This is a genomic window from Streptomyces lunalinharesii, from assembly GCF_039532155.1.
In the GTDB taxonomy this organism is placed as follows: Bacteria; Actinomycetota; Actinomycetes; order Streptomycetales; family Streptomycetaceae; genus Streptomyces; species Streptomyces lunalinharesii.
The window spans coordinates 127,679-153,772 of record NZ_BAAARK010000001.1 but is presented as its reverse complement, the minus strand read 5'-3'; the positions used below and the strand labels follow the sequence as shown (position 1 = coordinate 153,772).

The following is a 26,094-nucleotide window of genomic DNA, read 5'->3' as shown; positions in this document are numbered from 1 at the left end:
CGTCCGGCCTCAGCCGGTCTTCAGCAGGCGATCGCACTGGGCCGCCGCGGAATCCAACGCCGCCTGCGGGCTCTGCCTGCCCTGCAAGGCCCGCGCGACGGCATTGCGCAGCACCGTCTTCATCTGGTCGCTGAGCACCACCGGGGTGTAATTCACCGCGGTCTTCAGGGACTTCGCCGCCGCCACCCGCACCCGGGTGGCATCCGTACCGTCCTCCTTGGTGAAGTACGGATCGTCCAACGCCCCCTTCGTGCTGGGGAAGACGGTGACCTGCCGCGCGAACGCCATCTGGTTCTGCCGGTCCGTCACGAAGTGCGCGAGGGCCACCGCGGCCGGTTTGACCTTGCTCTGCGCGTTCACCATCAGGCCCTGCACGTACATGTTGGCCTTGCCGGTGTTGTTGACCGCATCGGTGATGCCGACGTTCTCGTACAGGCCCGGCGCGTCCCGTTTGAAGTTCTCCAGGTCCAGCGCGCTGCCCGGATTCATCGCCACCGACTGCTGCGCGAACTTCCGCCCCGCCGACTCGGCCACCGAGGTCAGTGCCTGGGAGTCCAACGCACCGGCCGCGTAGAGCTCCTTGTAGCGCGTGAGCAGTTCGACGCCCTTGGGCTCGTTGAAGGTGAACGCCGTGCCGCGGGCGTCCATCAGCCGCACTCCGTACCGCCCGAAGTCCTCGATCGACGGCGTACCGGCCAGCATCGCGATCTTCCGGTCGCTGTTGCGCGCCATGGTCAACGCGTCGGCGAACAGCCCGTCGTAGGTGGTCGGCGGCTTCGCCGGATCGAGCCCGGCCCGGCGGAACAGCGCCTTGTTGTAGAACATCGGGCCGGTGTTGAGGTACCACGGGAAGGCGTAGACGCCCGGCAACCCCGGCATTTCCTGGCTCTGCCAGGCCCCGTCCAGATACTCGGTGCGGTATTTCCCGGCGGCCTTGCCGATGTCGAGCGCCAATCCGGCCTTCGCCAGCGGATAGGCGAGGTCCGGCGACACGTTGACCACATCGGGCAGGGTGCCGGCCGCCGCATCCGCACTCAGTTTCTGCGGATATCCCTCGGCCGGCTGGTCGATCCACTTCACCTCGGTGCCCGGGTACTTCTTCTCGAAATCCTTGATGACCCCGTCGAAGTACTTCTGGAAACGCGCCTTCAGATTCCAGGTCTGGAAGGTGACCTGCCCCTTCACCGCGCCCTCGGCACTGTCGTCACCCCCACCCGGGCCCGGGGCGCCGCACGCGGACAGTAAGAGCACCGAGGCGGCGAGGACCGCTTGGGCGATGCGTGTCCGACGGGAATCACGAGGCATGGCCGGCTCCTTGGCTCAACCGCTCTGAAGTGCTCGGACCAGAAATCTCCACGAAGGCCGTTGCAGCGCGGGATCCGGTTCTGCCACACGGTTTCCAAGCTCCCGGATCGCGACGCGGCAGACGCTACTAATGCGATTTAGTAGGTGTCAACACCCTTGCCGGGAACGGTTTTTCACCCACCCCCGGAGAATCGTCCGGTCCCTTGTTTGACAGTCCCCGCCGCCCTGATCAGACTGTCCCAACCCATGGTCCGGCCGGGAGGAGCCCGCGATGACAGCGCCCGGTGAGGCCGCCCGCCGCAAACCGGCGCGCCGCCCGACCATCAAGGACATCGCCCGACGGGCCGGGGTCTCCGAGAGCGCCGTGTCCTTCGCCCTCAACGACCGCCCGGGCGTCTCCGCCGACACCCGCGCCCGGATCCGCCGGGTCGCCGACGAGTTGGGCTGGCAGGCCAACAGCGCCGCCCGCGCCCTGTCCGGCGAACGCGCCGGCTGCCTCGGCCTGGTGCTCGCCCGCCCGGCCCGCACCCTGGGCGTGGAGTCCTTCTTCCTCCAACTCGTCTCCGGTATCCAGGAGGTGCTCTCCGCCCGGCGCACCGCGCTGCTCTTCCAGGTCGTCGAGGACCTCGACACCGAATGCGCGCTCTACCGCCGCTGGTGGGCCGAACGCCGGGTGGACGGCGTCCTCGTCGTCGACCCCCGCACCGACGACCCCCGCCCCGCGCTCCTGGCCGACCTCGGCCTCCCCGCCGTCGCCGTCGGCGGCCCCGCCACCCCCGAACCCACCGGAGTGCCGCCCACCGCGCCGCTGCTGTCCACCGTCTGGGCCGACGACGCCAAGGCCATGGCCCGGGTCCTCGACCACCTGCACGACCTCGGCCACCGCCGCATCGTGCACGTCGCCGGCCTGCCCGACCTCGCCCACACCGCCCGCCGGATCCACTCCCTGCGCACCACGGCCGCCCGCCGCGGCCTCGACGCGCAGCGGGTCCGCTCGGTCACCACCGACTACTCCGACGCCGAGGGCGCCGAGGCCACCCGCCGCCTCCTCGACGCCGCCGAACCACCCACCGCGATCATCTACGACAACGACGTGATGGCCATCGCCGGCGCCGCGGTCGCCGCCGCCCGCGGCATCCCCGTACCGGCCCGACTCTCCGTCGTCGCCTGGGACGACTCCCCGCTGTGCCGCGTCGCCCACCCCCCGCTCACCGCGCTGGTCCGCGACACCGCGAACTTCGGCCGGCTCGCCGCCGCCGAACTCCTCGCCCTCCTCGACGGCGGCCCGCCCCGCACCGTCGAGGGCGAACTCCCGCACCTGGAACCCCGGCAGAGCACCGGCCCACCACCCCGAGCCGACTGACCACCCGTCACCACCCGCCCACCCCCTACCCGTCATACCTGAGGGCTACGACGACAGGCGCCCCCCAGGCGGGACGCCGACTACCCACCGTGCTCCCTACCTTCAGTGCCGCAACCTCCTTTGCACCTCGGCACGGAAGGACCACCCACCATGGCGCCCCCTGCGCGCAGCAGCCGCCTGACCCGCACCCTGCTCGCCGTCCTGGTCACCGCCTCGGTGGCCGTCCCGGTGTCCGGCGCCGCCCGCCCCGCCGCGGTCCCCGCGCCACCCCCCACCGCCCTCGGCCCGCTGCGCAGCACCGACCCCGCCGCCCTGGAACGCCGTTACACCGCCACCCGCGCCGACGTCCGGGCCGCCGAACGCACCGCCGACGCCCACGGCGACCACCGACGGGCCGCCGCCCTGCACGCCATGGCCGCCCCCGCCCGGCACTTCCTCACCTTCGACGGTCGCGACGGCGGCCGCAGCACCGAGGTCTACGGCGACCTCGCCCACGCCGACCGGATCGCCGTCCTGGTCCCCGGCGCGGACACCGGCCTCGACACCTACCCGCGCTTCCGCAACGGCGCCCAGGCCCTCCAACGGCAACTCGCCCGCCAAGGCGACGGCCACCCCGCCGTCCTCGCCTGGCTCGGCTACCCCACCCCCGCCACCGTCAGCCCGGCCGCCGCCACCACCACCCGCGCCGACCAAGCCGCACCCCGACTCAGCGCCTTCATAGCGCAGTTGCGCAAGGCCAAACCGGACGCCCGCATCACCCTGCTCTGCCACTCCTACGGGGCCGTGGTCTGCGGCCGGGCCGCCCACGACCTGCCCGCCGACGCCCTCGTCTTCTACGGCAGCCCCGGCACCGGCGTCGACACCGCCGCGGACCTGCACACCCGGGCCACCGTCTGGGCCGGCCGCGGCGCCGACGACTGGATCGCCGACGTCCCGCACGTCCGCCTCCCACTGCCCACCACCACCCTCGGCTTCGGCGCCGACCCGGTCTCCGCGGACTTCGGCGCCCGCGTCTTCCCGGCCGGCACCGGCGGCCACAGCGACTACCTCAAGCCCGGCACCCCGTCCCTGGCCAACCTCGCCCGGATCGTCGCCGGAACGACCCCGCTCACCACGCCGGACCCGGCCGCCGCCACACAGCGCACCCCCCGGGAGGCCCACCGTGCCTGACACCCCACGGGCCGCCGCGGCCGCCCTCGTCCACCGCATCGACGCCGCCACCCCGCCCGACCGGGACCGGGCCACCGACGCCCTGCGCGCCTGCGCCATCCTCGGCGTGGTCCTCGGCCACTGGCTGGTCACCGCCCTGATCGCCGACAGCGGCACCCTGCACGGCGCCAGCCCGCTCCAAGGAATGCCCCAACTCACCCCGATCTCCTGGCTGTTCCAGACCCTCGCGGTTTTCTTCCTGGTCGGCGGCGAGGTCGCCGCCCGCAGTCACGCCACCGCCCGCGCCCGCGGCACCCGCTACCGGCACTGGCTGCACGCCCGGCTCGGCCGACTGTTCCGCCCGGTCGCCGCGGTCCTCGCGGTCTGGGCCGTCGCCACCGTCGCGATGCTCGCCGCCGGCGTCGGCCTCGACACCGTCCACACCCTGGACAAACTGGTGCTGTCGCCCCTGTGGTTCCTGCTGGTCTTCGCCGCCCTCACCGCGGCCACCCCGCTGATCGCCCGCCTGCACCCGGTGTGGCCGTGCGCCGTCGTCCTCCTCGTTGACGTCGTCCGCTTCGGCCTGGACGGCCCCGCCTGGCTCGGCTGGCTCAACCTCCCCGCCGGCTGGCTCGTCCCATACTGCCTGGGCGCGGCCCGGGCCCGCGGCGCCGCACACCGCCGCCCGACCGGCTGGGCGCTGCTGCTCGGCGGCGCCGCGGCCACCGCCGCCCTGGTCCTCTTCGCCGGCTACCCGGCCGCCATGGTCGGCGTCCCCGGCGCCCCGGTCTCCAACCTCAACCCGCCCACCCTGGCCGCCGTCACCTTCGGCCTCGCCCAGTGCGGCGCCGCACTGCTGCTGCGCGACCCGCTCAACCGGGCCCTGCGGCGCCCCGCGGCCTGGGCCGCGGTGGCCCTGCTGAACCTCTCCGCGATGACCGTCTTCCTCTGGCACCAGACCGCCATGATGGTCGTCACCGCCACCGCCTGGTTCCTGGCCGGCCCGCTGCCCGGCCTGCACACCGCCCCCGACGACGCCGCCTGGATCCTCGCCCGGCTCGCCTGGCTGCCGGTCTTCGCCGCCGTGCTGCTCCTGTGCTGGGCCGCGTTCGCCGCGTACGAGCACCGCCGGCCGGGCGCCCCCCACCGGCCCGGACGGGCACCCGACGGCACCGGCCCCGACCTCCGCGAACGCCACCCTGCCCGCACGGCGGTGACGCCCCGTGCCTAAGGTGCATCCCGTGAAGAGGGGGATCACGGCCGACCGGCTGACGGCGGCCCTGCGCGCGCTGCCCCGGCACCTGCGCGACGACCTGTGGACCGGGGCGGCCCAGGAGCCGCTGCCGGTCGGCGAGCGGCGGCCCGGCTGGCTCGACTGGCGGCCGGCGATCATCGTGCCGCTGCTGGTGCTGGGGGTCGTCCTGCTCGCCGGCAACGCCAACGCCTACGCGTTCCGGTACGGGATGAGCATGACGATCGCCGTCCTCCTCGCCGGCATCCAGGCCGCGACGCCGATCCTCGCGCTCTACCGCCCCATCCTGGCCTGGTGGGCGTCGATCGGCGTGGTGCTGGTGGTCGGCTACCAGGCGGCGATCCGGTTCGACCCGTTCGTCGCTCCGCCCTGGGAGCGGACCGGGATGCCGATCCAGGCGGCGGTGCTGTTCCTCGTCGCGCTGCGGGTCCGGCCCCGGGCCACCGCCGAGATGCTGGTGCTCGGCGTCCTGGCCGGCGCCCTCGCCAACGGGCTCGCCGACGGCGGCTTCCGCGACGACGACGTCTCGGCCCTGGTGCTCGCGGTGTGCGCCCTGGTCGGCGCCCTGCTGCGGGGCCGCCAGAAGGCCCGCACCGAACTCGTCGTCCAGGAACGGCTCACCGCCGAGGAACGCGCCCGCCGCACGGTCCTGGAGGAGCGCAGCCGGATCGCCCGCGAACTCCACGACGTGGTCGCCCACCACATGTCGGTGATCTCCATCCAGGCCCAGGTCGCCCCCCACCTGGCCGAGAACCCCTCCGACGCCCTCAAGGAGAACCTCCGCGGCATCCGCCAGAACGCGGTCGAGGCCCTGACCGAACTCCGCCGGGTCCTGGACGTCCTGCGCTCCGCGGACTCCGGGCCCGAGGCCGCCCGGCACGCCCCGCAGCCCACCCTCGACCGGCTCGACGAACTCGTCGCCAACGTGCGCGGCGCCGGCGTCACGGTCACCGTCGACACCACCGGCACACCGCGACCGCTCTCGCCCGGCACCGAACTGTCCGCGTTCCGGATCGTCCAGGAGGCGCTCAGCAACGTGATCCGGCACGCGCCCGGCGCCGCCGTCCGCGTCGCGCTCGGCTACCACCCGGACCGGCTCGCCCTCCGCGTCACCAACACCGCCCCCGCCCGGCCCGCACCGCCCTCCCCGGGCGCCGGCCACGGCCTGCTGGGCATGCACGAACGCACCACGATGCTCGGCGGCGAACTGGCCACCGGCCCCACCCCCGACGGCGGCTACGAGGTCACCGCGATCCTCCCGGCCGCCGCCCCCACCACCGAGACCACCCCCGCCACTCCTGCCGCCCCCTTCGACGACGCCGAGGACACCCGATGACGACCCCCGCCACCACCCCCGCCGTCCGCGTCCTGATCGCGGACGACCAGAAGATGGTCCGGCAGGGCTTCACGGTGCTGCTCGACGCCGAACCGGGCATCGAGGTCGTCGGCCAGGCGGTGGACGGCCACGACGCCGTCGCCAAGACCGCCGAACTCGCCCCCGACGTCGTCCTGATGGACATCCGGATGCCCGGACTCGGCGGCATCGACGCCACCCGCCGGCTCACCGAACCGGCGGACGCCACCGTCAAGATCCTCGTCCTGACCACCTTCGACCTCGACGAGTACGTCTACGAGGCGCTGCGCGCCGGCGCCTCCGGCTTCCTCCTCAAGGACGCCTCCGCCGAGGAACTCGCCCAGGCGGTGCGGGTGGTGGCGGCCGGCGACGCGCTCCTGGCCCCCCGCATCACCAAGCGCCTGATCGCGGAGTTCTCCCGGATGTCCGGCGCCCCGCGCACCCCGCTCAGGGACCGGGCGGCGGGGCTGACCGAACGGGAGAGTGAGGTGCTGTCGCTGATCGCCCAGGGCCTGTCCAACGCGGAGATCGCCGCGTGCCTGGTGGTGGCCGAGCAGACGGTGAAGACCCATGTGGGCCGCATCCTGGTCAAGTTGGGACTGCGTGACCGGACCCAGGCCGCCGTCTTCGCCTACGAGACGGGCCTGGTGCGACCCACCGGATACTGACCCCCGCGACGCCCGACCACCTCAACCCTGCCGCACGCGCACGCCCGTGACGCCGCGCGCGGTCAGTGCCGGACCACGACCCCGGGCGCCAGCCGTCCGCAGTTGGAGCCGGCGACGCCGACGCTCACCGACTCGATGGCCCCGCCCCAGTCCACGCACCGCCCCTTCGCCGCGAGGTAGACCGGGCCGGCGTACGTGGTGTATTTACCGCTGTCGGACACCGGGGCGGAACTGTGGTCGGACGGCCCGAGCACGGCGTGGACGAACACCGGCTTTCCGGGGCTGTTCCGGATCGTCACCACACAGTTCTTCCCGGTTTTCGCGCTGTACGTGAGGTAGACCGTGCCCTTTCCGCTGACCGGTACGGAATTCACGACCGAGTAACCGCTGCCGCACGCCCCGTTGTACGCCGCGCTGCGGACCGGCGCGGCCGATGCGGTGGTGGCCAGGCCCATGGTGGCGATACCGGCAACGGCCAGCGTCGCCGAACCGGCGAGGAGAGAGGAACGCTTCATGGAAAACCCCCGTCAGGTGGTGTCCTTCGCGTGGTCGTGCACCGAATTGGCGCTACACCGTGTTGGACACCAGCCGGACGGGGAGGGTTGTACGCGACATTCCGCCAGTGCGCCTGTTCCTTTTCCCCGACGGCTCAATCGTCGTCGTCGTGCGCGCCGTAGGCCAGCACCTTCAGCCTGCTGAGGGGCCCGTTGAACCGGTTGTGGTCGCCGACGGTGTGTCCCGAGGAGGTGTGCTGCCAGATGCTGTGGAACCGCCAACCGCCCGGCAGCGAACCGACGGAGGAGCCGTAACGGGGGATCCACAGCGGGTTGCTGCCGCCGAACCGGTTGGAGTTGCCGGTGCACCGCTTCCACCAGTTGGTCGAGGTGTAGATCACCGCGTCCCGCCCGGTCTCCTCCCGGTACGCGCGCACGAAGTCGGCGATCCAACTGACCATGGCGCCGTGGCTCTTGTCGTAGCAGGTCGCGCCGTAGGGGTTGTACTCCATGTCGAGCGCCCCCGGCAGCGTCCGGCCGTCCCGCGACCAGCCCCCGCCGTGGTGCGCGAAGTACCGCGCCTGGATGGCACCGCTGGAGTGGTCCGGCAGCGCGAAGTGGTACGCGCCGTGGATCATGCCGACGTTGAACGCGCCCCGGTACTGCTGGGTGAAGTACGGGTTCTTGTAGCTGGTGCCCTCGGTGGCCTTGACGTAGGCGAAGCGCACGCCCAAGTGCCGCAGCTTCGCCCAGCCGACCTTGCCGTTGTGGCTGGACACGTCGACGCCGGCCACCGACTTGTGGGGCCAGGCGCCGCGCGGTTCCGAGACGGCGGCCTGCTCGACGCCCTCGTGCGCGGCGATGGTCGATCCCATCCAGTCCTGCTCGGGGTGGGCGGGGGTCTTGGCGACCTCCGGCGTCGCGAGCGCGGTGCCGGGCAGCGTGAGCGGCAGGGCGAGCACGGTGACGAGTGAGACGAGGGAACCGGCCGCAAGGGGGACCGTCCGCCGGGCCGGTGCGGATCTGCGCAAGGGCATCGCGTGCCTCCGAAGGACTTCGGTTGAGTCAGTTTCGGCAGCTTTTGAGCAGGGTTCTGCCGATGAAATGACTTATACGCTGAAATGCCAGGTTCTATGGCTGGATGGGCCCGGGGTCCGCCGTCCGGCCGGGCCATCTCACCCGTCCGGCGGCGTTCGCGGCGCCGCCGGAGGGCGCCGGTGGCACGGGACGAGCGGGCCCCGGCAGTGCCGGGACCCGCTCTGGCGCTCAGCGGCGAACGCGCCATGTCGCCGCTTCGCCAGCTCTCTCTGGTGACCCTGCCGGGTCGGATGCCTCGTCCGTCGTCGACGGTGGCTCAGTACGCCGAGTTGACGTTGTCGATGGAGCCGTAACGGTGCGCCGCGTAGTTGGCGGCGGCGGTGATGTTGGCCACCGGGTCGGTGAGCTTGTCGGCGGTGCCGGCGACGTGGTAGGTCTCGAAGGTGGGCTGGATCACCTGGAGCAGGCCCTTGGAGGGTATGCCGTTCTGGGCGTTGATGTCCCAGCCGTTCACGGCGTTGGGGTTGCCGCTGGACTCCCGCATGATGTTGCGGTGCAGGCCGTCGTAGCTGCCGGGGATGCCCTTGGACTTCATGATGTCCAGGGACTGGCGGATCCAGCCGTCGAGGTTGTCGGTGTACTTCGTCGGCGCGGCCGGGCGGTCGGCGGAGCGGCTGGCGGCCTGCTCGGCGGTGTGGCCCTGCTTCGCGACCGCGGTGACCTTGATGCGGTCCGCGACGGAGGCGGCGACCGGACGCTCGACCTTGGCGCCGTCGGCCTTGGCGGGCATCCCGTTGGCGTTCACCGGCTTGACCGCGGCGGGGGCGTGCGCGGCCGTGGCTGCGGCGGTGCTCGGGGCCGCGGTGGCGGCCAGGCCCGTGGTGGCGCCGGCGGCGGCGAGAACGGCCAGGGCGACCTTGTGGGTGCGGGTGATGCGGGCGATCCGGGCAGCGCGGGGCAGGGTGAAACTGGGCATGCGGGGGTGACCTCTTCCAGGTGCTGGGAGTACGGGGAGGTGGCCATCGTTGGCGCGTTCGAACCGGAGGCTCTGTGCCGCGTTCGCCCTTGGGGGGCGGGAGGTGCGGCGCGCTCTCGGTGCGACTGGATCCATAGTTAACGGCCGACCCGGCGGGTGGCAATGCCCCCCTGTACTACCGTTCTTCGTGAGATGGCCGAGGATGTCCGGAATGGGTAGGTATTAACCCCGTGTTCGTGGGCCGGATCCGTTCCGCCGACGACTAGGCGGGCTCGTACGTGACGTACGTCGCGTGCCGGGCGTCACCTGCCGGGGCCCTCGAAAGCCCCTCCGGAACCCCTTGCGAGTTGCCTGGGTCACACCCCGAAATGGCCATCGCCGCCCCGCACTTCGCGCCCCCGGGCGCCTCGCGTGCGGGCCGCGCCCCTGAATCCGTCGATGCGGCGCCGCCGCTGGTCCATCCGTAGCAGCGTCGGGGCTGTCACAGGGCGGCGGCGCCGCGGGTCCCCGAGAGTGGAACCACGCACAACCGCCACTCACCGTAGGGAAGTGCTCATGTTCCGTCGCACCACCGTCGTGCTCAGCGGCCTGCTCGTCGCGGGACTCCTCGCCACCGGTGTGGCCGCCGCGGCCCCCGCCGACCAGCACCAGGACCACCGGCACAGCCGCCACGCACGCCACCTCACTCCCAAGGAGCGCGCGGGCCTGCGCTTCGCCGGACACCTCCTGGACGTCCTCTTCGGCGGCCCCTCGCGGCACCGCCACATCTACTGACGGCGCACGCCAACGGCAATGGCCCTGCCCGCGAAGTGCGGGCAGGGCCATTGCCGTTGGCGTGGGGGCGCCTCAGGGGCGCGGGGTCCCGGCCGGGTGCTCCGTCATGGAGTCCCGGCGCGGAAAGCCGTCTCAGTACGCCGAGTTGACGTTGTCGATGGAGCCGTAACGGTGCGCCGCGTAGTTGGCGGCGGCGGTGATGTTGGCCACCGGGTCGTACAGGTCGTGCGGCGTGCCCGACACGTGGTACGTGTTGAAGGTGGGCTGGATCACCTGCAGCAGGCCCTTGGAGGGTATGCCGTTGCGGGCGTTGATGTCCCAGTTGTTGATGGCGTTGGGGTTGCCGCTGGACTCCCGCATGATGTTGCGGTGCAGGCCGTGGTAGCTGCCGGGGATGCCCTTGGACTTCATGATGTCCAGGGACTGGCGGATCCAGCCGTCCAGGTTGTTGGTGTACTGCTTCGGCGCGGCGGCCTTGGGGGCGGCCTTCGGCGCCTCCTTGGCGATCTCGGCGCGCTCCGCGGAACGGTTGGCGGCCTGCTGCGCGGCGTGACCCTGCTTGTCGAGCGCGGTCACCTTCAGGTGCTCCGCCACCGACGCGGTGACCACGTGGTTCTGCTCCGTGGCCGCCTTGTCCTTCGCCGCGACCGGCAGGCCGTTGGCGCTGACCGGCTTCACCACGGCGGACGCGTGCGCGGCGGGCGCCGCGGCGTTGCTCGGCGCCGCGGTCATGGCCAGCGCGGCTGCGCAGCTCGCGGAGGCCACCAGCGCCGCGGAGATCTTGTGCGTGCGGGTGAGGCGGGCGGTTCGGGGCAGGGAGAAGTGGGGCATGGGCATGCGGAGGTGACCTCTTCCAGGGCTTGGTGGCAGGGGGAGATGGCCATCGGTGGCGTCTCGGGGTCCGAGGTGTCAGTGCCGCGCTCACCGCTCTGGCGGAGTCCGCAGGCTCTCGGCGTTACGAGAAACATGGTTAGCGCCGGCCCGGGATGGTGGCAATGATGCCGTGTACTACCCATCTTCGTGGGTTCGGGCGAGATGTCCGTATTGTGGCCCGGAATCTGCGGCCCGCGCCGCCCTCGGGATCGACTAGCCCCGGTCGTACGTGACGTACGTCGCGTGCCCGGCATCACCGCCCGGGGCCCTCGAAGCCCCCCGTTTGTGGCCCCGCTCACAGCCCGACGGGGCCGGGGAAGCCCACTGCGACCGCCCCCGACCCCGCCCCTACGCGGTCACCCGGCCACGGTCCGTCGCCGCCGGGGTCCGCCCCTCACGCCCACGCCGGATCGGCGACCGCCCCCGCACCGGCCGCGCCCGGACCGGCCGCCGTCCCCAACGGCCGGTCCGTGAAGAACCGCACCGCCACGTCCGCGACCTCCTCGGGCCGCTCCAGCACCACCCAGTGGTCCGCCTCCGGAACGGTCAGGAAGCGACTGCCCGCGATGGTCGCCGCGAAATCCCGCTGCCGGGACGGCGCCGTCACCGTGTCGTGCTCACCGCTGAAGACCAGCGTGGGGATCCCGGACAGGCCCCCCGAGAAGTCCGGCCGGTCGGTCAGCGCCCGCCGCAGCGAATCCACCGCGTGCGGCGAGTGCAACGCCGCCTGCAACATCGCCCGCCGCACGTAGCGGTACGCCAGCTCCCGCCGGGCCACCGGCCGGCTTTCGTCACGGCACAGCAGCCCCTCGGCCACCATCGTGGCGAAGGTGCCGGTGTCCCCGTCCTTGAGGTGCCCCGCGGCCCGTTGCCAGTGCGCCACCTGCTCCTCGGTGATGTGCGCCGGCACGCCGCCGAGCACTAGGCGCGCGATCCGCTCCGGGAACCGCCGGGCGCACCCGAAGGCCAGCCCCGCCCCGTAGGAGAAGCCGAAGACGTTGATCCGCGGCACCGCGAGGTCGTCGACGATCCCCAGGATCGCCGCGCACAGTACGTCGACGCTGGGTCCCGGCGGCAACGGGTCGGCGCTGCCCATCCCGGGCAGGTCCGCGGTCACCACCTCCGCCACCGGCCCCAACCGGTCCTCCAGCTGCGGCCAGCCGAACATCCCCTGCAACGCACCGCCCAGCACCAGGATGGGCTCGGTGCACCGCTCCGGCTGCCGCAGTACCCGGTACGCGTACGACACCCCGCGCACCGACAGGGAGCGGATCACTTCCTCGGACATGGCTGCTTCCTTCTCGGAGAGGCTCGATGGGGCCCGGCACGTCCGGACCCCGCACGCGCGGGCGGTCAGCCGCGGGTCAGGACGAGCGCCGCGTTGTGGCCCCCGAACCCCAGTGACGTCTTGACCGCACAGTCGAACGCCGCCGGCCGCGCCGCGTCCCGCACCACCTCGACCGGGATCCGCGGGTCGGGCACCGTGAGGTTGGCCGTCGGCGGCACCAACTGGTGCTCCAGGGCCAGGACGGTCAGCGCGGTCTCGATCCCGCCCGCGGCGCCCAACGTGTGCCCGGTCATCGCCTTCGTCGACGTCACCAACGGGTGCCCGCCGAGCACCCTGCGCAACACCTCCGCCTCGATGCGGTCGTTCAGCACCGTCGAGGTGCCGTGCGCGTTCACGTGGCCCACGTCACCGGGTTGGACGTCGGCGTCCGCCAGCGCGGTGCGCAACGCCCGTTCGATGCCCCGCCCCTCCGGATCCGGTGCCACCGCCGCGTACGCGTCACTGGACGACCCGTAGCCGGTGATCTGCGCCCGGATCGGCGCCTGCCGGGCCCGGGCATGCTCGGGCCGCTCCAGCACCAGCAGCCCCGCGCCCTCCCCGACGACGAAACCGTCCCGCTCCACGTCGAAGGGGCGACAGGCCGCGGTCGGATCCTCCCGACGGGTGGAGACCGCCTTCATCTGACAGGCGCTGGCGATCAGCAGCCGGGAGAGGACCGACTCCGCACCGCCGGTGATCGCGACGTCACACGCCCCGGCGCGCAACAGCTGGTGCGCGGTGCCCACCGCGACGGTCCCGGAGGAACAGGCCGTCGCCACCCCCAGACTGGGGCCATGCGCCCCCAGATCCATGCAGACGCTGCTGGCGGCGCTGTTGATCACGGTCAGCGGAGCGAGCTTGGGGGAGACCCGCCGGGCGCCGTGCCCGGCCATCGCCGCGCTCTGCTGGTCGTAGAACGGCAGCCCGCCGTGGGCGGACCCGATGACCACCGCGACCCGACTGCTGTCCCAGCTCAGCGGATCCAGCCCGGCGTCGGCGACCGCCTCCCGGGCGGCGATCACCGCGAGCTGCGAGAACCGGTCCATCAGTCGCTGCGTGGCCACCCCGAGCAGCGCGGTGGTGTCCAGATCCGCCGCCGTGTACATGAAGTCGCAGGGCAGATCGGCGAGTTCGGCCTGCTGGGAGACGTTGGTGGGCGCCAGCTCGTGGGTGACGGAGTGCCAGGTGGCCTTCGTCCCCACCCCTGCCGCGGTCACCAGGCCCAGTCCGGTCACGGCCGCGGAGAACGGCTTCTGGCGGGCCGTCACGCCGCGACTTTGCCGTCGATGGCCGCCACCAGCTGTCCCACCGTGTCGCGCGAGGTCAGCGACACCTCTTCGAGGTCGATCTCCAGCCGCTCCTCGATGAGCACCCGGAGCTCCTCCAGGGCCAGGGAATCCAGCCGCAGGTCGCGCAGTGGAGTGTCCGCGGTCACCTCCCCGCGTGCGACCCCGAACCGCTCTTCCAGCAAGGCGTTGACAACTTCTGCCGCATTCACGTGGCGCTCCTCCGCTGTTCGTAGGCGATGCTGCCAACCGTGTCCTGGGCGGAATTTCGCCGGTGGCTCCGGCTGGTTTGGCCACCCTTTATACGCCTTTGTCCTGTGCGTCCCCCAACCTTGGTAGCTCAATGGGGTGATGGGCGCACTGGAGTGGGGGAGAGGCCCCCTTCCGGGCGGCAGGCACGACCCGGAACGGCTCGGTGTCTAACGCCCGAACGCGCTGCGGGGCACGGGTTGCCGCACGGTGGGTGCGCGGTGTCCGTCGCGCACGTCCACCCGGCCGGCGGTGTCCTCAGCCCTCGTCGAGTGCGCTGGTGACCCGACCCAACAGGCTGCGCAGCGTCCGCAGTTCGTCGACGGTCAGGCCGGTGGCGGCCAGCATCCGGCGCGGCACCGGCAGCGCCCGCTCCCGCAACCCCTCGCCGGCACCGGTGAGCCGGATGATGACCGACCGCTCGTCCTGCGGGCTGCGCTCCCGGTGCACCAGGCCCGCCGCCTCCAGGCGCTTGAGCAGCGGCGAGAGGGTGCCGGAATCCAGCCGCAGCCGCTCACCGATGCGCTTGACCGGCTCCGGGCCGTGCTCCCACAGCACCAGCATCACCAGGTACTGGGGGTAGGTCAGCCCCAGCTCCTTCAGGGCCTCCCGGTAGACGCCCCCGAACGCCCGCGAGGCGGCGTGCAGCGAGAAGCAGACCTGGTGGTCGAGGCGGAGCAGTTCGGCATCGGAAGCCGGGGGCGTGGTCATGGACCCAGGTTAACGCCCGACGCTATTGAGTTGTGCACAATTGATTTGCGCACAACTCAATGTCGTGCCACTGTTGTCCCTGGCCGGGGTGACCGGCCGGCCCGCCGCTCCACGGGGGCCGGGCCCGCCCCGCCCCCGTCTGCCACGCGAAAGGACCCCTCATGGACGCGCTGTACACCGCCGCCGCCACCGCCAACGGTCGCGAGGGCCGGGCCGTCAGCTCCGACGGCCAACTCGATCTCGCCCTCGCCCTGCCCCCGGCCCTCGGTGGCGACGGCGCCGGCACCAACCCCGAGCAGCTCTTCGCCGCCGGGTACGCCGCCTGCTTCGCCAGCGCCATGGTCAACGTCGGTCGCCAGATGGGGGTGGACACCAAGGACGTCTCGGTCACCGCCGAGGTCTCGATCGGCAAGGACGGCACCGGCTTCGGCCTCGCCGTCGTCATGCGCGTCGAACTCCCGGACGCGCTGGCCGGCGAGGTCGGGCAGCGGCTCGTCGAGGCGACGCACCAGTTCTGCCCCTACTCGAAGGCCACCCGCGGCAACATCGACGTCGAGCTGGTCGTCGAGTAACGACGCGGGGCCGACGGGGGCGGGGGTCGACGGGCCGGCGCGGACCGGTGAAGTGCCCATGGGGGTGTCGCCGAAGGGGCCGGCCGCGCGCCGTCGAGGGTGCCGACGACGACGGCGGCCGGCTGGCGAGGGGCGGCTTGTCTCGGCGGCCTCGGCGGCGTGGGGAAAGCCTGCGAGAACCCGACTATCCGGGCATTTGCCTCGTTCGAGTGCAACCATGATGCATGCCCTTCCCACGGCTGACGCGGCTGCGCCAACGACCGGATCCGAGCCACGCCCTGCTGCTCATCCCGATCGGGCTGATCGTCGCGGTCTGCGCGGCCGACGTCCTCGCGCCCCCGGACATCCACCTCGGCCCGCTGCTGGTCGCCGCCCCCGCCCTCACCGCCGCCTTCGCCGGACCCGGCCCGACCGCGGCGATCGGCACCCTGGCGGTCGCCGCCCAGGTGAGCATCGGCCTCGCCCGCGGCGTGTTGTTCACCGAGAACCTCTACACGCAGATCAGTGCCCTGATCGTGGTGTCGGGGTTGGTGTTCCTGTTCACGGTGGTGCGGGAGCACAACGAGCGGCGGCTGTCGCGGAGCCGTTCGGTGGCCGCGGTGGCGCAGAAGGTGCTGCTGCGGCCGTTGCCGGAACGCAGTGGGGACTTGGAGTTCGCCTCGCTGTACCTCGCCGCCGAAGAGGAGGCGGAGATGGGGGGCGACCTCTTCGCCGCGGCGCGGACCGCGGCCAGCACCCGGCTGATCGTCGGCGACGTCCGCGGCAAGGGCCTCCCGGCCTACAGTCACGCGGCCCTCATCCTCGGCGCCTTCCGCGCGGCGGCGCACCGCCAGGCCACGCTGCCCCGGCTCGCCCGCCATCTCGACGGCGCGGTCCGCTGGGACACCAGTCAATGGGCCACGGCCCCCGCGCGCCCGGCCGCCGACCCCCCGCCCACCGCCGCCGGCGTCACCGACCCGGCCGGCGCCGCCGATCAGGCCGTCCCCGACCCGGCGCCCGTCCCCGGCCCAGGCGTCGTCGACCCCGCGCCCGACGCCGACGAAACGTTCGCCACCGTCGCCCTCTTCGACATCCCCGACCGGCGCCCCGAGCTGAGCACCATCAGCTGCGGACACCCGCCCGCCCTGCTCCTGCGCGACGGCCGGGCCCGCGTCCTCGACCCCCGGCGGCACGCCCTCCCCATCGGCCTCGGTGCCCTCGCCGGCCCGCCGGACTACGACGTGGAGACCTTCCCCTTCCACCCCGGTGACCTGCTGCTCCTCTACACGGACGGGGTGACGGAGGCGCGCGACGCCGACGGGGACTTCTACCCGCTGGCCGAGCGGGCCGGCGCCTGGAGCGACGGCAGCCCCGCCGGCGTCCTGCGCCGCCTGCGCGCCGACCTCCTCGCCCACACCGGCGGCCGCCTCGCCGACGACGCGGCGGCGGTCGCCGTCCGCCGCCTGCCGCCCCGCCCCGCACGCCGGCCGGACGCGGCGGCCGGCACCGCGTAGCGGCCACGGTCGGGAGCGGACGCCGCCTGCGCGCCTGCGGCGGCGGTGCCCCGTCCGCCCCGCCGGTCCCGATGGCGGGCCTTGGCGCGCGCGGCGGGGCATGACATCCGTCACGCCCGGCCGCCCGGCTCCGCGCCCCGACCCCGAGATTCCGCCCTTCCGCGGCCCCCCGTGACGCACCAGGCGGAGGGTTTCTCCGGTTGACGCTTCCTCAAGTCCGTCCCACTTGCTAAACACGTCCGATCAGGGTTACTCGCCCCAAATCGTCCGCTAGTGGTACAGGAAGCGCATCATGACCGACCCCACCAGCCCCACCGGCACCGGAGCCGACATATCCCGCGTCACCGGGATCTCCGACGACCGCACCCACGGGACCTTCGAACTCGACCTCGCCGGCCACGAGGCCTGGCGCCGAGCCGAAGTCTTCGCCGCGCTCGGCGACAGCTGGGACCCCGTCGCGGTGATGCAGGACGAGGCGGAGGCCCAGCGGCTCCTCTACTCCGGTCTCGACGCCGACCAGCAGGCCACCTACGCCATGCTGGTCGCCGCCGGAGTGCTGCCGGCCGCCGGGCAGGGCTGAGCATGCTGCCGATCGACCCCACCGCCGACATCGGCCGCCGCGCCTGGGTGCCCTGCCCCCGTTGCGAGGACCACCAGGACTGCGGCACCTGCCGCGCCGGCCGCACCTGCGGCGACCACTGGCGCTACCTGCTGTCCAACAAGGGCAGCCTGCTGCACCTCCAGTGCCCCGCCTGCACCCACCTCTTCGCGTGGGACTCCGGCTTCGGAGCCGGCGGCCGCTCCTGACCCAACGGCCGCCCCGGCAGCCGCCCGCCGCGCTCGCACCGGACCCGGCCGTGCGCCGGGCCTCGGCCGCGGCGCCGCCGAAACCGCACGATCCGGCCGGCCGCCCACGCCCTCCCCACCGCACCGGAACCGGTGACCGCACCGGTCAGCCGGGCGGCCGGGCGGGCGCCGTTCCCCCCGCTGCGCTGCGCCGCGCCCCCGCCGCCGCACACCGATCAGCGGGAGCGGACCGGCCGGCGGCTCCTCGGCCCTCGGCCCCCTCGACACTCTCGTGGCCCCGCCGCCCGATCGCCCTCGCTGCCGTCGGTGCATCACCGCACGTCGATCACCGCCCGTCGATCCCCGCACGTCGCCCCCGGCCCACCCTGGCCGTCCTCCCTCCCCCCCACGCCGTCCCCCACGCCATCCCCGCTTCCCTGCGCCCCCGCCCGGGCAGCGATAGCGTGCGAAGCGGCGGAGCCACCCACCACGAGCCGCGCGCGGAGCCACCGGAAAGTCGCCGCGGGGCCGGCGGTCGGGCCGCACCGTCCGCCCGTCGCCCGCCCCGTAGCCGTCCGAGGAGCAGACCATGGAGCCGCCCGAGGCGCAGCGAGCACGATCGCTCTGGCTGATGACCGAACCGCTGCACGCCGTCTGCTACTTCGACGACGACTGCCGAGCCCTGGGCAAGGCCCTCGGCCTCAAGGGCTTCTGGATGGGCTACTTCGCCGCCCGCACCGCACCCCTGGGCGCCGTCGAACCCGCGGCCGCCACCGCGGTCCTCGGAGTCTTCGCCCCGGGCATGGTGGCCCGCGCCCTGCCCGCCGCCTGGAGCACCGTCAGTCCGGCCCACGTCCTCGACGAACGCGGCACCCGCGCCGCCCGCGCCCTGCGCGCCACCGCCCCGGACCTCGACCGGTCCGCCACCGCCCTGCTGCCCCGGCTCCAGGCGCTCGTCGACGCCGCCCCCGACACCGCGCGCCCGCTCTTCGCGGCCAACCGGGCACTCTGCGACCACGCCGACCCCGTCGAACGCCTCTGGCAACTCGCCACCACACTGCGGGAGTTCCGCGGCGAGGCCCACCTCGCCGCGCTGGCCGACCGCGAACTCGACGGCTGCGAAGCGCTCGTCCTCACCGCCGCCACCGGCCGGGTGCCGGAGGGCAGCATGCGGGAGGATCGCGGCTGGACCGAAGCGGAGTGGGCCGCCGCCGCGGACCGCCTGCGCAGCCGCAACCTCCTCGACGCGCAGGGGAACGCCACCGCCCTCGGCCGGGACGAACGGACCCGCATCGAGGCGCAGACCGACCGTCTCGCCGCCCGACTCCTACGCCCCCTCGCCCCGGCGGACACCGACCACCTCCTGGAGCTCCTGCACCCCGTCGTCCGCCGCATCCTGGCCGCGGACGTGCTCCCCTTCCCCAACCCCATCGGCCTGCCCCACCCGGACACCCCGTAGCGACCTCCGCGCCGGGCCGCCGGCCGGGCACCCTCGCCCGCCACCCGTTCATCTGCTACCACCCCCGCCCGTCGGAACGACCGGTACGAGCCGCCGGCCGGCGCCATGTTCCGCCGATTTCGACGGTAACGCGCCGCACTGACACTCGACTTCTCGCCCGGGAGGGGCCCTCCCGGACTACGACGTGATTGTCGACTGCGCTACGACGTGATTGTCATCTCGTGGTTCGATGGGTGCTTTGGGGTGCTTTGCAGCGACAGATCGGATCACCTCCGACGGAAGCGACGTTGTCTGAGTATGGATCCGAGAGAATTGTGGGACCGCAACGCCGTACTGGCAGAAGCGTTTTGTCTGGGCGATGAACGTGTCCGGGAAGCGCAGGCCAGGCTTGACGAGGCGCAGGCCGACCGCTCCCGCGTCCTGGCAGCGTTCGCCCTGACCGTGGGCAGTACGGGCGCGGTGGCCGGCCTGTTCGGGCTCAACGAGCGGGAAGTGCGGGTCGCCCGGCGCACGGTCGGCAAGGACGATGCCCGCGTCGTCGCCGAAGAGCTGCTCTCCAACGCCGCCCGCACGCCACCCAAAGAGCCGGAGGATCCGGTACCGGACTACGGCGCCGACGTTTCCGCCCCGGCCCAGCCCGCCGCCACGGCCGCTCCACCGCAGGCCGGCAACCGCCCGACGGGCGCGGCGACCACCGGCTTCGCACCGGACCAGAACTGGTCGCCCGCCATGGACGCGGTGTTGATCGGCAGTTGGCAGACCGGTGTGGACCTCAGGGAGCTGGCCGTCGAATTCGGCCTCGACCTCAGTCGCCTGATGGCACGGGCCCAACAGCTCTCCGCTCAAGGGCGCTTCTATCCAGGCTCCACCGAGACCTACGCCGGACGTCACCGGCGCGGCCCCGGCGACATCCACGAGTCCGAATACACCATCCCCGCCCAGCAGTCGGCGACCTGGAACGGCGTACCCACCGCCCACCCCATGACGTCCGCCGCCTGGTACACGGGCGCGATGCCCCCGAACGAACCCGTCACCGACGTCAGCGCCCTCGGCACCGACTGGGACGGCGCCCTCGCCCCCTGGGGCACCCTTGCTCCCGCCTACGAGGAGCCCGCACCGGCCCACCAGCCATGGGCCCAGTACCACCTCAGCTCCTGATGCAGCCGCATGCCGAATTGCCGCATGCTGCATGTCACATGCCAAATGCAGAACGGTGCCGAGTTGCGCGTGATATACGAAATCAGTTGCCTGAGGGTTCGGCGACAACGAATTCAGTGAAATAACTGGTATGAATATTATGAAGTCGTTACTCTGACGGGCAGTCCTCGTGGGCTGCCCGCTCGCGTACCCAGCCGCGCCCAGGCCCGCGACACGGGCACCCGCCCGCAGCGCACCGGCCCAGAGCAGACAGGCAGACCACCATGACGCAGACCACCACGACCGCGTCCATACCCCGCCCCGACCGCACCCTGGCCGAGACCGACCGGACCCGGCACCGCCGGCTCCGCGAACAAGGCAGCCTCGACCGCGCCGCACTCGACGCCATCCTGGCGGCCGGCTTCGTCTGCCACCTCGGCGTGATCGTCGACGGCTCCGTCCGCGTCATGCCCACCGTCTACGGCTCGGACGGCACCACCCTCTACTTCCACGGCTCGGTCGCCAGCCGCAGCCTCGTCTCGTCCCCGGACGCGGAGGTCTGCGTCACCGTCACCCACGTCGACGGACTCGTCCTGGCCCGCTCGGCCTTCGAGCACGGCGTCAACTACCGCAGCGCGATGATCTACGGCGTACCGCGCCCGGTCACCGACGACCAGGAGAAGACGGCGGGCCTGCGCTGCCTCACCGAGCAGTGCGCCCCCGGCCAGTGGGACTACGCCCGCCGACCCGACCGCAAGGAACTGGCCGCCACGGCACTCCTCGCCCTCTCCCTCGACGAGGCATCGGTGAAGATCAGGACCGGTGCCCCGGACGACGGCGACGGCCCGGACGCCGCACGGGGCCGGTGGGCCGGCGTGCTGCCCCTCCACACGACCTGGGGAGCCCCGCAGCCCGACCCCGCACTGGGCACCGAACCCCCCGCGGCACCGCACCACATCGCCGCCCGCGCGGACACCCCCGCCTCATGACCCGCCCGCGCCTCGACCTGTCTGCGCCGTGCCCGTGCGCGTGCTGACGGACGCTCACCCCCTGCGCAGCGCCTTGCGCTTGCACCAGGCGACGACCACCGCCGCCAGCCCACTGACCGCGATGAACCCCATGGACAGGAGGAACGCCGGCGACGTCGGCGTCGACGCCCGCGCGCCCGCCACCGCGTACGCCGCCGTGTTGGGAATGCTCCCCAACGCCGTGGCCAGCAAGTACGGACACCAGCGCATCCGGGAGACCGCGGCGGCGTAGTTCATGGCGGCGAACGGCAGTCCCGGAAACAGCCGGATCGCCAGCATCGAACGGAACCCGTGCTCGCTCAACTGCCGGTCCGCCGCCGCCAACCACCGGGCCCGCAACAACGGCCGGAGCGCCTCCTGCCCCAACAGCCGCCCCAGCCCGAACGCCAACCCGGCGCCCAGCACCGTACCGGCGAGCGCGGTGACCAACCCCGACTGACTGCCGAACAGCGCACCCGCGGCCAGATTCAGCACCGGCCGCGGCACGAACGCCGTGGTGCACACGCCGTAGGCCACCGTGAACCCCACCAGCGCCGCCGGCCCCGACCACTGCGCGGTCCAGCCACCGGACAGCAACTGCTGCGGATGCCACAACAGCATCGTGGCCGCGGCGGCGGCCAACAGGACCAGCAGCAGGGCCAGCCGCGACCAGGGGGAGAACACCACGCGCGTACAGCGTGCGGCGAGGCCGTCGGACGTGGCGGCGGGGGCGGGCATCCCGGGAGCGTAACCGACGCGTGCGGCGGACCGCCGGAATCCGGGCCGCACGACCCCGAACCGGGCGGACACGGCACCCCGCACGCCACGCAGCCGGCTCGGCCAAGGCCCCCGGACCGTAAATCGCTCGACGCCCGACCGGTGCCCCGGCACCATGGGGCACATGTTCCGGCACGTCTTCCTCCCGATGCCGTCCGCGGTCGCAACGACCGCCGCGGACGCGCCGAAGGCTGCCGCCGGACTCCTCGCCGCAGCCGCGGCACACGGCGCGCGACGCTGACCCTCTCCGGATCGTCCGGCGGACCCCGCAGGGGGAGGGTCGGAGCGGGCCAGGGGTCCCCACGGCGTCGAGGCGCCGTCATCACCGCATTCCTGCGAGGAAGCACACCATGCCCAAGACGGCATACGTCCGCACCAAGCCGCACCTGAACATCGGCACCATGGGCCACGTCGACCACGGCAAGACCACGCTCACCGCCGCCATCACCAAGGTCCTGAGCGACCGGGGCACCGGCACGTTCGTCCCGTTCGACCGCATCGACCGGGCCCCGGAGGAGGCCGCCCGCGGCATCACCATCAACATCTCGCACGTGGAGTACGAGACCGACACCCGGCACTACGCCCACGTCGACATGCCCGGCCACGCCGACTTCATCAAGAACATGGTCACCGGCGCGACCCAACTGGACGGCGCGATCCTCGTGGTCTCCGCGCTCGACGGGATCATGCCGCAGACCGCCGAACACGTCCTGCTCGCCAAGCAAGTGGGCGTGCGGCACGTCGTCGTCGCGCTCAACAAGGCCGACGCGGGCGACCCGGACCTCACCGACCTGGTGGAACTGGAAGTCCGCGAACTGCTCACCGCCCACGGCTACGACGGCGAGCACCTCCCCGTCGTACGGGTCTCCGGACTCCGCGCCCTGGAGGGCGACCCGCGCTGGACGCACGCGATCGGCGCCCTGCTGGACGCCGTCGACACCTACGTCCCGGTGCCCGAGCGGTACGTGGACGCGCCGTTCCTGCTCTCCGTGGAGAACGTGCTGACCATCACCGGACGCGGCACCGTCGTCACCGGGGCCGTCGAACGCGGCACGGTGCGCTGCGGCGACCAGGTGGCCGTACTGGGCACGGACGCGGTGCAGACCGTCGTCACCGGCGTGGAGACCTTCGGCAAGCCCATGGAATCCGCCGAGGCCGGGGACAACGTCGCGCTGCTGCTGCGCGGCCTGCACCGCGAGCACGTCCGCCGCGGCGACGTGGTCGCCGCTCCGGGCAGCATCACCCTGCGGCGACGCTTCACCGCCGAGGCGTACCTCCTCTCCACCGAGGAGGGCGGCCGCCGCACGCCGTTGTCCACCGGGTACCGCCCGCAGTTCTACCTCCGCACCGCGGACGTGGTCGGCGCCCTCGACCTCGGCGAGCGCGCCGTCGCCCGCCCCGGCGAGACGATCACCGCGACCGTCGAACTGGGCCGCGCGGTACCGCTGGAGCCGGGCCTCGGCTTCGCCATCCGCGAGGGCGGCCGGACGGTCGGCGCGGGCACCGTCCGCACCGTACTGGAGTGAGCGCGCGCCAACGGGGGCGCCGTCCCCGCTGAGGGTGGGGCCGCCGCCGGCGAGCGGCCCCACCACACCGCGGCCTGCCCGGACGACGCCCCTTCCGGCCCGTCCGAGCAGGCCCCGGCCGCGCCCGCGCCCCTGCCCCGCCCCTCCACGCCCCCGTTCACGCCGCCGCCCGTCCCCCTGGCCTCCTTCGCCCTGGTCTCCTTCGCCGCGCGGGCCTACGATCCGGCAGGACGCCGGCGCCGCCCCACCTGGAAGGGACATCACATGCCCGAGTCGAGAACGGCACTGGTCCTCGGCGGTGGGGGACTCACCGGCATCGGCTGGGAGGTCGGCATGCTCGCCGGCCTCGCGGAAGCCGGCGCCGACCTCACCGACGCCGACGTCGTCATCGGCACCTCCGCCGGGTCGATCGTCGGAGCGCAGTTGACCTCCCGCCCGCACCCACTGAACGAGCTCTACGCACGCCAACTCGTCGCGCCGGACGGGCGAGCGGCCGCCGCCCGGATCGGACCGGCGGTGCTCGCGCGCTTCGCGGCCGCCGCGCTGCGTTCCCGGGACGCGGTGTCGTTCGGCGCACGGATGGGCCGGTTCGCGCTGGCGGCGCGCACCGCACCGGAGGCCGAACACCGTGCGGCCATTGCCCGGACGCTGGTCGTGGACACCTGGCCCGCGCGGCACCTCCTGGTCACCGCGGTGGACTCGGCGACCGGGCGCCGCGCGGCCTTCGACAGCGCCAGCGGCGTCGCCCTCCTCGACGCGGTGAGCGCCAGTTGCGCGGTGCCGGCCGTGTACCCGCCGGTCACCGTCGACGGGAAGCGGTGGGTGGACGGCGGAGTGCACTCCAGCGCCAATGCGGACCTGGCCGCGGGGTACGACCGGGTGGTGGTCATCGCCCCCATCACGGCCGGCGGCGGACCGATCGCCGCGCCGCGCACCCAGGCCGCACGGCTGGCCGGAAAGGGCGCCCGGGTGTACGTGATCACCCCCGACCGGGCCTCCCGGTCGGCCTTCGGGCGCAACATCCTGGACCCCGCCAAACGGGCCGACGCCGCCCGCGCCGGCCGCCGCCAGTCCGCCACCCACGCCCCACACGTCCGCGCCCTCTGGACCACCTGAACTCCCGGCCCGGCCCGGCCCCGTCCCGCCCCGCACAGCCCGCCCGCCTGGCACAACGGCCTACCCGGCGCCCGTCACCGCGGCCAGCCCCACCCTGATCACCACAGCGGGCCGACCACACCCCCCGCCGCCCGTTACTCCCGTACTCTCCCGCCGCACCCCCTGCGGGACGGCGCTCCCACCCCGCGGGCGACGGAGCCCTTCCACGTCCGGGACGGCGCTCGCACCCTGTTCGGAACGGCGCGCCCACCCCGTCCGGGACGGCTCCCTCACCCGTCCGGGACGGCGCTCCTCCTCGCCCGTCACAATGGCATCGTGCACAACGAATCACCGGAGACGGCCGCGGCCCCGGCGGCCGGCGCTGCCCCGTCGGACGACCGGACTCCCACGCAACCCCCGACCGCCCGGCCCGCCGACGACCCGGTGCCCGTGACGCGCCCCGTCGATTGCGGCACGGCCCGACTCCTCCCGGACGTCGACCGCCCTCGCGCCTGGCTGCTCACGGTGGACGGCGCCCCGCAGTCGTACGTCGACCTCGACGAGCCCACCCACCTGGAGTTCGAGTACGTCCGCCGGCTCGCGCACGTCCTGGACGAGACCGCGCCCCCGGGACGACCGCTCGACGTGCTGCACCTGGGCGGCGGCGCACTCACCCTGCCCCGGTACCTCGCCGCGACCCGCCCGCACTCCCGCCAGGACGTCATCGACGCCGACCGCGGGCTGCTCGCCCTGGTGACGGAGCACCTCCCCCTGCCCGGCGACTCCGGGATCGCGCTGCACGGGCAGGATGCCCGGGCGGCGCTGGACGCGGCGCCGGAGGCCGGGGCCGACGTGATCGTGGCGGATGTCTTCAGCGGCTCCCGGGTGCCCGCACAACTCACCTCGGTCGAGTACGCGCGCGCCGCCGCCCGCGCCCTGCGCCCGCACGGCTGCTACGCCGCGAACCTCGCGGACAGCGCCCCGTTCGACTTCCTGCGCCGTCAACTCGCCAACTTCAGCACGGTGTTCGCGCACCTCGCGCTCATCGCGGAACCGTCGGTGCTCCGCGGCCGCCGGTTCGGCAACACGGTGCTGCTCGCCTCGCACGAGGAGCTCCCGATCGCCGCCCTGGCCCGCCGCACCGCCGCCGACGTCTTCCCCGCGCGCGTCGAACACGGTGCACCGCTGCGCCGCCTGATCGCCGACGCCCGCCCCGTACCCGATACCGAAGCCCTCCCGTCGCCCGTCCCCCCGGACGGCGCCTTCAGCCTCTCGTGACCTCGTGACCTGAGTGATTCCGGTCGGGGCGCTGAGCTTGGCGGCGCTCCGCGTTCCTCTGGCGGAGTGTGTCTGCCTCTGCCGGTCGCGAGCCCTCGGGCGGACGGGCCCATGCCCTAGTGACGGCCGGGCCCCTCGACTCCTT

The 26,094-nt window shown here is 73.3% G+C and carries 26 protein-coding genes; 16 read left to right on the top strand and 10 right to left on the bottom strand.

What is annotated here, in order from left to right:
• Positions 1-9 precede the first annotated feature (9 nt).
• Positions 10-1,305 carry an extracellular solute-binding protein gene (locus tag ABD385_RS00740; protein WP_344572847.1) on the bottom strand — a complete coding sequence of 432 codons (1,296 nt, stop codon included), beginning with the start codon at positions 1,303-1,305 and terminating at the stop codon, positions 10-12.
• A 271-nt stretch (positions 1,306-1,576) separates the two neighbouring features.
• On the opposite strand from ABD385_RS00740, the gene ABD385_RS00735 reads away from it, so the two are divergent.
• From ABD385_RS00735 to ABD385_RS00715, 5 genes are all read left to right on the top strand, one after another.
• On the top strand, positions 1,577-2,668 hold the full coding sequence (locus tag ABD385_RS00735) for a LacI family DNA-binding transcriptional regulator (protein ID WP_344572846.1): 1,092 nt from the start codon (positions 1,577-1,579) through the stop codon (positions 2,666-2,668).
• Between the two features lie 150 nt (positions 2,669-2,818).
• Positions 2,819-3,838, top strand: a complete 1,020-nt coding sequence (locus tag ABD385_RS00730) for an alpha/beta hydrolase (protein WP_344572845.1) — start codon at positions 2,819-2,821, stop codon at positions 3,836-3,838.
• A complete protein-coding gene (locus tag ABD385_RS00725; protein ID WP_344572844.1) occupies positions 3,831-5,048 on the top strand; it encodes an acyltransferase family protein in 1,218 nt (405 codons plus the stop codon). Before ABD385_RS00730 ends, ABD385_RS00725 begins: the two co-directional genes overlap by 8 nt.
• Before the next feature lie 10 nt (positions 5,049-5,058).
• Positions 5,059-6,405, top strand: a complete 1,347-nt coding sequence (locus ABD385_RS00720; protein WP_344572843.1) for a sensor histidine kinase — start codon at positions 5,059-5,061, stop codon at positions 6,403-6,405.
• Positions 6,402-7,091: a response regulator gene (locus ABD385_RS00715; RefSeq protein ID WP_344572842.1), complete on the top strand. Its 690-nt coding sequence runs from the start codon at positions 6,402-6,404 to the stop codon at positions 7,089-7,091. The genes ABD385_RS00720 and ABD385_RS00715 overlap by 4 nt, the downstream gene beginning before the upstream one ends.
• A 62-nt stretch (positions 7,092-7,153) precedes the next feature.
• On the opposite strand, the gene ABD385_RS00710 is transcribed toward ABD385_RS00715, so the two are convergent.
• The 3 genes from ABD385_RS00710 to ABD385_RS00700 form a co-directional block, all read right to left on the bottom strand.
• Positions 7,154-7,606, bottom strand: a complete 453-nt coding sequence (locus ABD385_RS00710) for a spore-associated protein A (protein WP_344572841.1) — start codon at positions 7,604-7,606, stop codon at positions 7,154-7,156.
• 134 nt (positions 7,607-7,740) lie between these two features.
• The gene (locus ABD385_RS00705; RefSeq protein ID WP_344572840.1) at positions 7,741-8,622 is read right to left on the bottom strand and encodes a lysozyme; all 882 of its coding nucleotides are present in this window, start codon (positions 8,620-8,622) and stop codon (positions 7,741-7,743) included.
• Between the two features lie 317 nt (positions 8,623-8,939).
• Entirely contained in the window at positions 8,940-9,599 is a 660-nt protein-coding gene (locus tag ABD385_RS00700; protein ID WP_344572839.1) for a transglycosylase SLT domain-containing protein, read from the bottom strand.
• A 555-nt stretch (positions 9,600-10,154) separates the two neighbouring features.
• On the opposite strand from ABD385_RS00700, the gene ABD385_RS00695 reads away from it, so the two are divergent.
• Entirely contained in the window at positions 10,155-10,373 is a 219-nt protein-coding gene (locus tag ABD385_RS00695; RefSeq protein WP_344572838.1) for a hypothetical protein, read from the top strand.
• Positions 10,374-10,505: 132 nt separating this feature from the next.
• Here the strand turns inward: ABD385_RS00695 and ABD385_RS00690 are convergent, their stop codons facing one another.
• From ABD385_RS00690 to ABD385_RS00670, 5 genes are all read right to left on the bottom strand, one after another.
• On the bottom strand, positions 10,506-11,204 hold the full coding sequence (locus tag ABD385_RS00690) for a transglycosylase SLT domain-containing protein (RefSeq protein WP_344573476.1): 699 nt from the start codon (positions 11,202-11,204) through the stop codon (positions 10,506-10,508).
• 436 nt (positions 11,205-11,640) lie between these two features.
• The gene (locus ABD385_RS00685; protein WP_344572837.1) at positions 11,641-12,534 is read right to left on the bottom strand and encodes an alpha/beta fold hydrolase; all 894 of its coding nucleotides are present in this window, start codon (positions 12,532-12,534) and stop codon (positions 11,641-11,643) included.
• Positions 12,535-12,599: 65 nt separating this feature from the next.
• The gene (locus tag ABD385_RS00680; RefSeq protein ID WP_344572836.1) at positions 12,600-13,841 is read right to left on the bottom strand and encodes a beta-ketoacyl-[acyl-carrier-protein] synthase family protein; all 1,242 of its coding nucleotides are present in this window, start codon (positions 13,839-13,841) and stop codon (positions 12,600-12,602) included.
• Positions 13,838-14,044, bottom strand: coding sequence for an acyl carrier protein (locus ABD385_RS00675; RefSeq protein ID WP_425585340.1), 207 nt, complete (start codon positions 14,042-14,044; stop codon positions 13,838-13,840). The genes ABD385_RS00680 and ABD385_RS00675 overlap by 4 nt, the downstream gene beginning before the upstream one ends.
• Before the next feature lie 322 nt (positions 14,045-14,366).
• Positions 14,367-14,819 (bottom strand): MarR family winged helix-turn-helix transcriptional regulator, encoded by a 453-nt coding sequence (locus tag ABD385_RS00670; protein WP_344572834.1) that lies wholly within the window; start codon positions 14,817-14,819, stop codon positions 14,367-14,369.
• A 161-nt stretch (positions 14,820-14,980) separates the two neighbouring features.
• On the opposite strand from ABD385_RS00670, the gene ABD385_RS00665 reads away from it, so the two are divergent.
• The 7 genes from ABD385_RS00665 (at position 14,981) to ABD385_RS00635 (ending at position 21,255) form a co-directional block, all read left to right on the top strand.
• Positions 14,981-15,391 (top strand): organic hydroperoxide resistance protein, encoded by a 411-nt coding sequence (locus ABD385_RS00665; protein ID WP_344572833.1) that lies wholly within the window; start codon positions 14,981-14,983, stop codon positions 15,389-15,391.
• 224 nt (positions 15,392-15,615) lie between these two features.
• A complete protein-coding gene (locus tag ABD385_RS00660) occupies positions 15,616-16,884 on the top strand; it encodes a PP2C family protein-serine/threonine phosphatase (protein ID WP_344572832.1) in 1,269 nt (422 codons plus the stop codon).
• A 289-nt stretch (positions 16,885-17,173) separates the two neighbouring features.
• Positions 17,174-17,464 carry a DUF6400 family protein gene (locus ABD385_RS00655; protein WP_425585339.1) on the top strand — a complete coding sequence of 97 codons (291 nt, stop codon included), beginning with the start codon at positions 17,174-17,176 and terminating at the stop codon, positions 17,462-17,464.
• A 2-nt stretch (positions 17,465-17,466) separates the two neighbouring features.
• A complete protein-coding gene (locus ABD385_RS00650) occupies positions 17,467-17,691 on the top strand; it encodes a hypothetical protein (RefSeq protein ID WP_344572830.1) in 225 nt (74 codons plus the stop codon).
• Between the two features lie 568 nt (positions 17,692-18,259).
• Entirely contained in the window at positions 18,260-19,129 is an 870-nt protein-coding gene (locus tag ABD385_RS00645) for an SCO6745 family protein (protein ID WP_344572829.1), read from the top strand.
• 297 nt (positions 19,130-19,426) lie between these two features.
• Positions 19,427-20,287 (top strand): hypothetical protein, encoded by an 861-nt coding sequence (locus ABD385_RS00640; RefSeq protein ID WP_344572828.1) that lies wholly within the window; start codon positions 19,427-19,429, stop codon positions 20,285-20,287.
• Positions 20,288-20,550: 263 nt separating this feature from the next.
• Positions 20,551-21,255: a pyridoxamine 5'-phosphate oxidase family protein gene (locus tag ABD385_RS00635; protein WP_344572827.1), complete on the top strand. Its 705-nt coding sequence runs from the start codon at positions 20,551-20,553 to the stop codon at positions 21,253-21,255.
• Between the two features lie 54 nt (positions 21,256-21,309).
• Here the strand turns inward: ABD385_RS00635 and ABD385_RS00630 are convergent, their stop codons facing one another.
• The gene (locus ABD385_RS00630; protein ID WP_344572826.1) at positions 21,310-22,011 is read right to left on the bottom strand and encodes a TVP38/TMEM64 family protein; all 702 of its coding nucleotides are present in this window, start codon (positions 22,009-22,011) and stop codon (positions 21,310-21,312) included.
• 389 nt (positions 22,012-22,400) lie between these two features.
• On the opposite strand from ABD385_RS00630, the gene tuf reads away from it, so the two are divergent.
• The 3 genes from tuf (at position 22,401) to ABD385_RS00615 (ending at position 25,949) form a co-directional block, all read left to right on the top strand.
• Positions 22,401-23,576 carry an elongation factor Tu gene (gene tuf / locus ABD385_RS00625; RefSeq protein ID WP_344572825.1) on the top strand — a complete coding sequence of 392 codons (1,176 nt, stop codon included), beginning with the start codon at positions 22,401-22,403 and terminating at the stop codon, positions 23,574-23,576.
• Between the two features lie 264 nt (positions 23,577-23,840).
• Complete coding sequence (locus tag ABD385_RS00620) at positions 23,841-24,692, top strand: patatin-like phospholipase family protein (protein ID WP_344572824.1); 852 nt, start codon at positions 23,841-23,843, stop codon at positions 24,690-24,692.
• Positions 24,693-25,007: 315 nt separating this feature from the next.
• Complete coding sequence (locus tag ABD385_RS00615; RefSeq protein ID WP_425585323.1) at positions 25,008-25,949, top strand: spermidine synthase; 942 nt, start codon at positions 25,008-25,010, stop codon at positions 25,947-25,949.
• Positions 25,950-26,094 lie beyond the last annotated feature (145 nt).

Bases quoted from the DNA above. Each gene is read 5' to 3' on its own strand.
- ABD385_RS00740 (WP_344572847.1), bottom strand. From the start codon at position 1,305: ATGCCTCGTGATTCCCGTCGGACACGCATCGCCCAAGCGGTCCTCGCC.
- ABD385_RS00735 (WP_344572846.1), top strand. From the start codon at position 1,577: ATGACAGCGCCCGGTGAGGCCGCCCGCCGCAAACCGGCGCGCCGCCCG.
- ABD385_RS00730 (WP_344572845.1), top strand. From the start codon at position 2,819: ATGGCGCCCCCTGCGCGCAGCAGCCGCCTGACCCGCACCCTGCTCGCC.
- ABD385_RS00715 (WP_344572842.1), top strand. From the start codon at position 6,402: ATGACGACCCCCGCCACCACCCCCGCCGTCCGCGTCCTGATCGCGGAC.
- ABD385_RS00710 (WP_344572841.1), bottom strand. From the start codon at position 7,606: ATGAAGCGTTCCTCTCTCCTCGCCGGTTCGGCGACGCTGGCCGTTGCC.
- ABD385_RS00705 (WP_344572840.1), bottom strand. From the start codon at position 8,622: ATGCCCTTGCGCAGATCCGCACCGGCCCGGCGGACGGTCCCCCTTGCG.
- ABD385_RS00700 (WP_344572839.1), bottom strand. From the start codon at position 9,599: ATGCCCAGTTTCACCCTGCCCCGCGCTGCCCGGATCGCCCGCATCACC.
- ABD385_RS00695 (WP_344572838.1), top strand. From the start codon at position 10,155: ATGTTCCGTCGCACCACCGTCGTGCTCAGCGGCCTGCTCGTCGCGGGA.
- ABD385_RS00690 (WP_344573476.1), bottom strand. From the start codon at position 11,204: ATGCCCCACTTCTCCCTGCCCCGAACCGCCCGCCTCACCCGCACGCAC.
- ABD385_RS00685 (WP_344572837.1), bottom strand. From the start codon at position 12,534: ATGTCCGAGGAAGTGATCCGCTCCCTGTCGGTGCGCGGGGTGTCGTAC.
- ABD385_RS00670 (WP_344572834.1), bottom strand. From the start codon at position 14,819: ATGACCACGCCCCCGGCTTCCGATGCCGAACTGCTCCGCCTCGACCAC.
- ABD385_RS00665 (WP_344572833.1), top strand. From the start codon at position 14,981: ATGGACGCGCTGTACACCGCCGCCGCCACCGCCAACGGTCGCGAGGGC.
- ABD385_RS00660 (WP_344572832.1), top strand. From the start codon at position 15,616: ATGCCCTTCCCACGGCTGACGCGGCTGCGCCAACGACCGGATCCGAGC.
- ABD385_RS00650 (WP_344572830.1), top strand. From the start codon at position 17,467: ATGCTGCCGATCGACCCCACCGCCGACATCGGCCGCCGCGCCTGGGTG.
- ABD385_RS00645 (WP_344572829.1), top strand. From the start codon at position 18,260: ATGGAGCCGCCCGAGGCGCAGCGAGCACGATCGCTCTGGCTGATGACC.
- ABD385_RS00640 (WP_344572828.1), top strand. From the start codon at position 19,427: ATGGATCCGAGAGAATTGTGGGACCGCAACGCCGTACTGGCAGAAGCG.
- ABD385_RS00635 (WP_344572827.1), top strand. From the start codon at position 20,551: ATGACGCAGACCACCACGACCGCGTCCATACCCCGCCCCGACCGCACC.
- ABD385_RS00630 (WP_344572826.1), bottom strand. From the start codon at position 22,011: ATGCCCGCCCCCGCCGCCACGTCCGACGGCCTCGCCGCACGCTGTACG.
- tuf (WP_344572825.1), top strand. From the start codon at position 22,401: ATGCCCAAGACGGCATACGTCCGCACCAAGCCGCACCTGAACATCGGC.
- ABD385_RS00620 (WP_344572824.1), top strand. From the start codon at position 23,841: ATGCCCGAGTCGAGAACGGCACTGGTCCTCGGCGGTGGGGGACTCACC.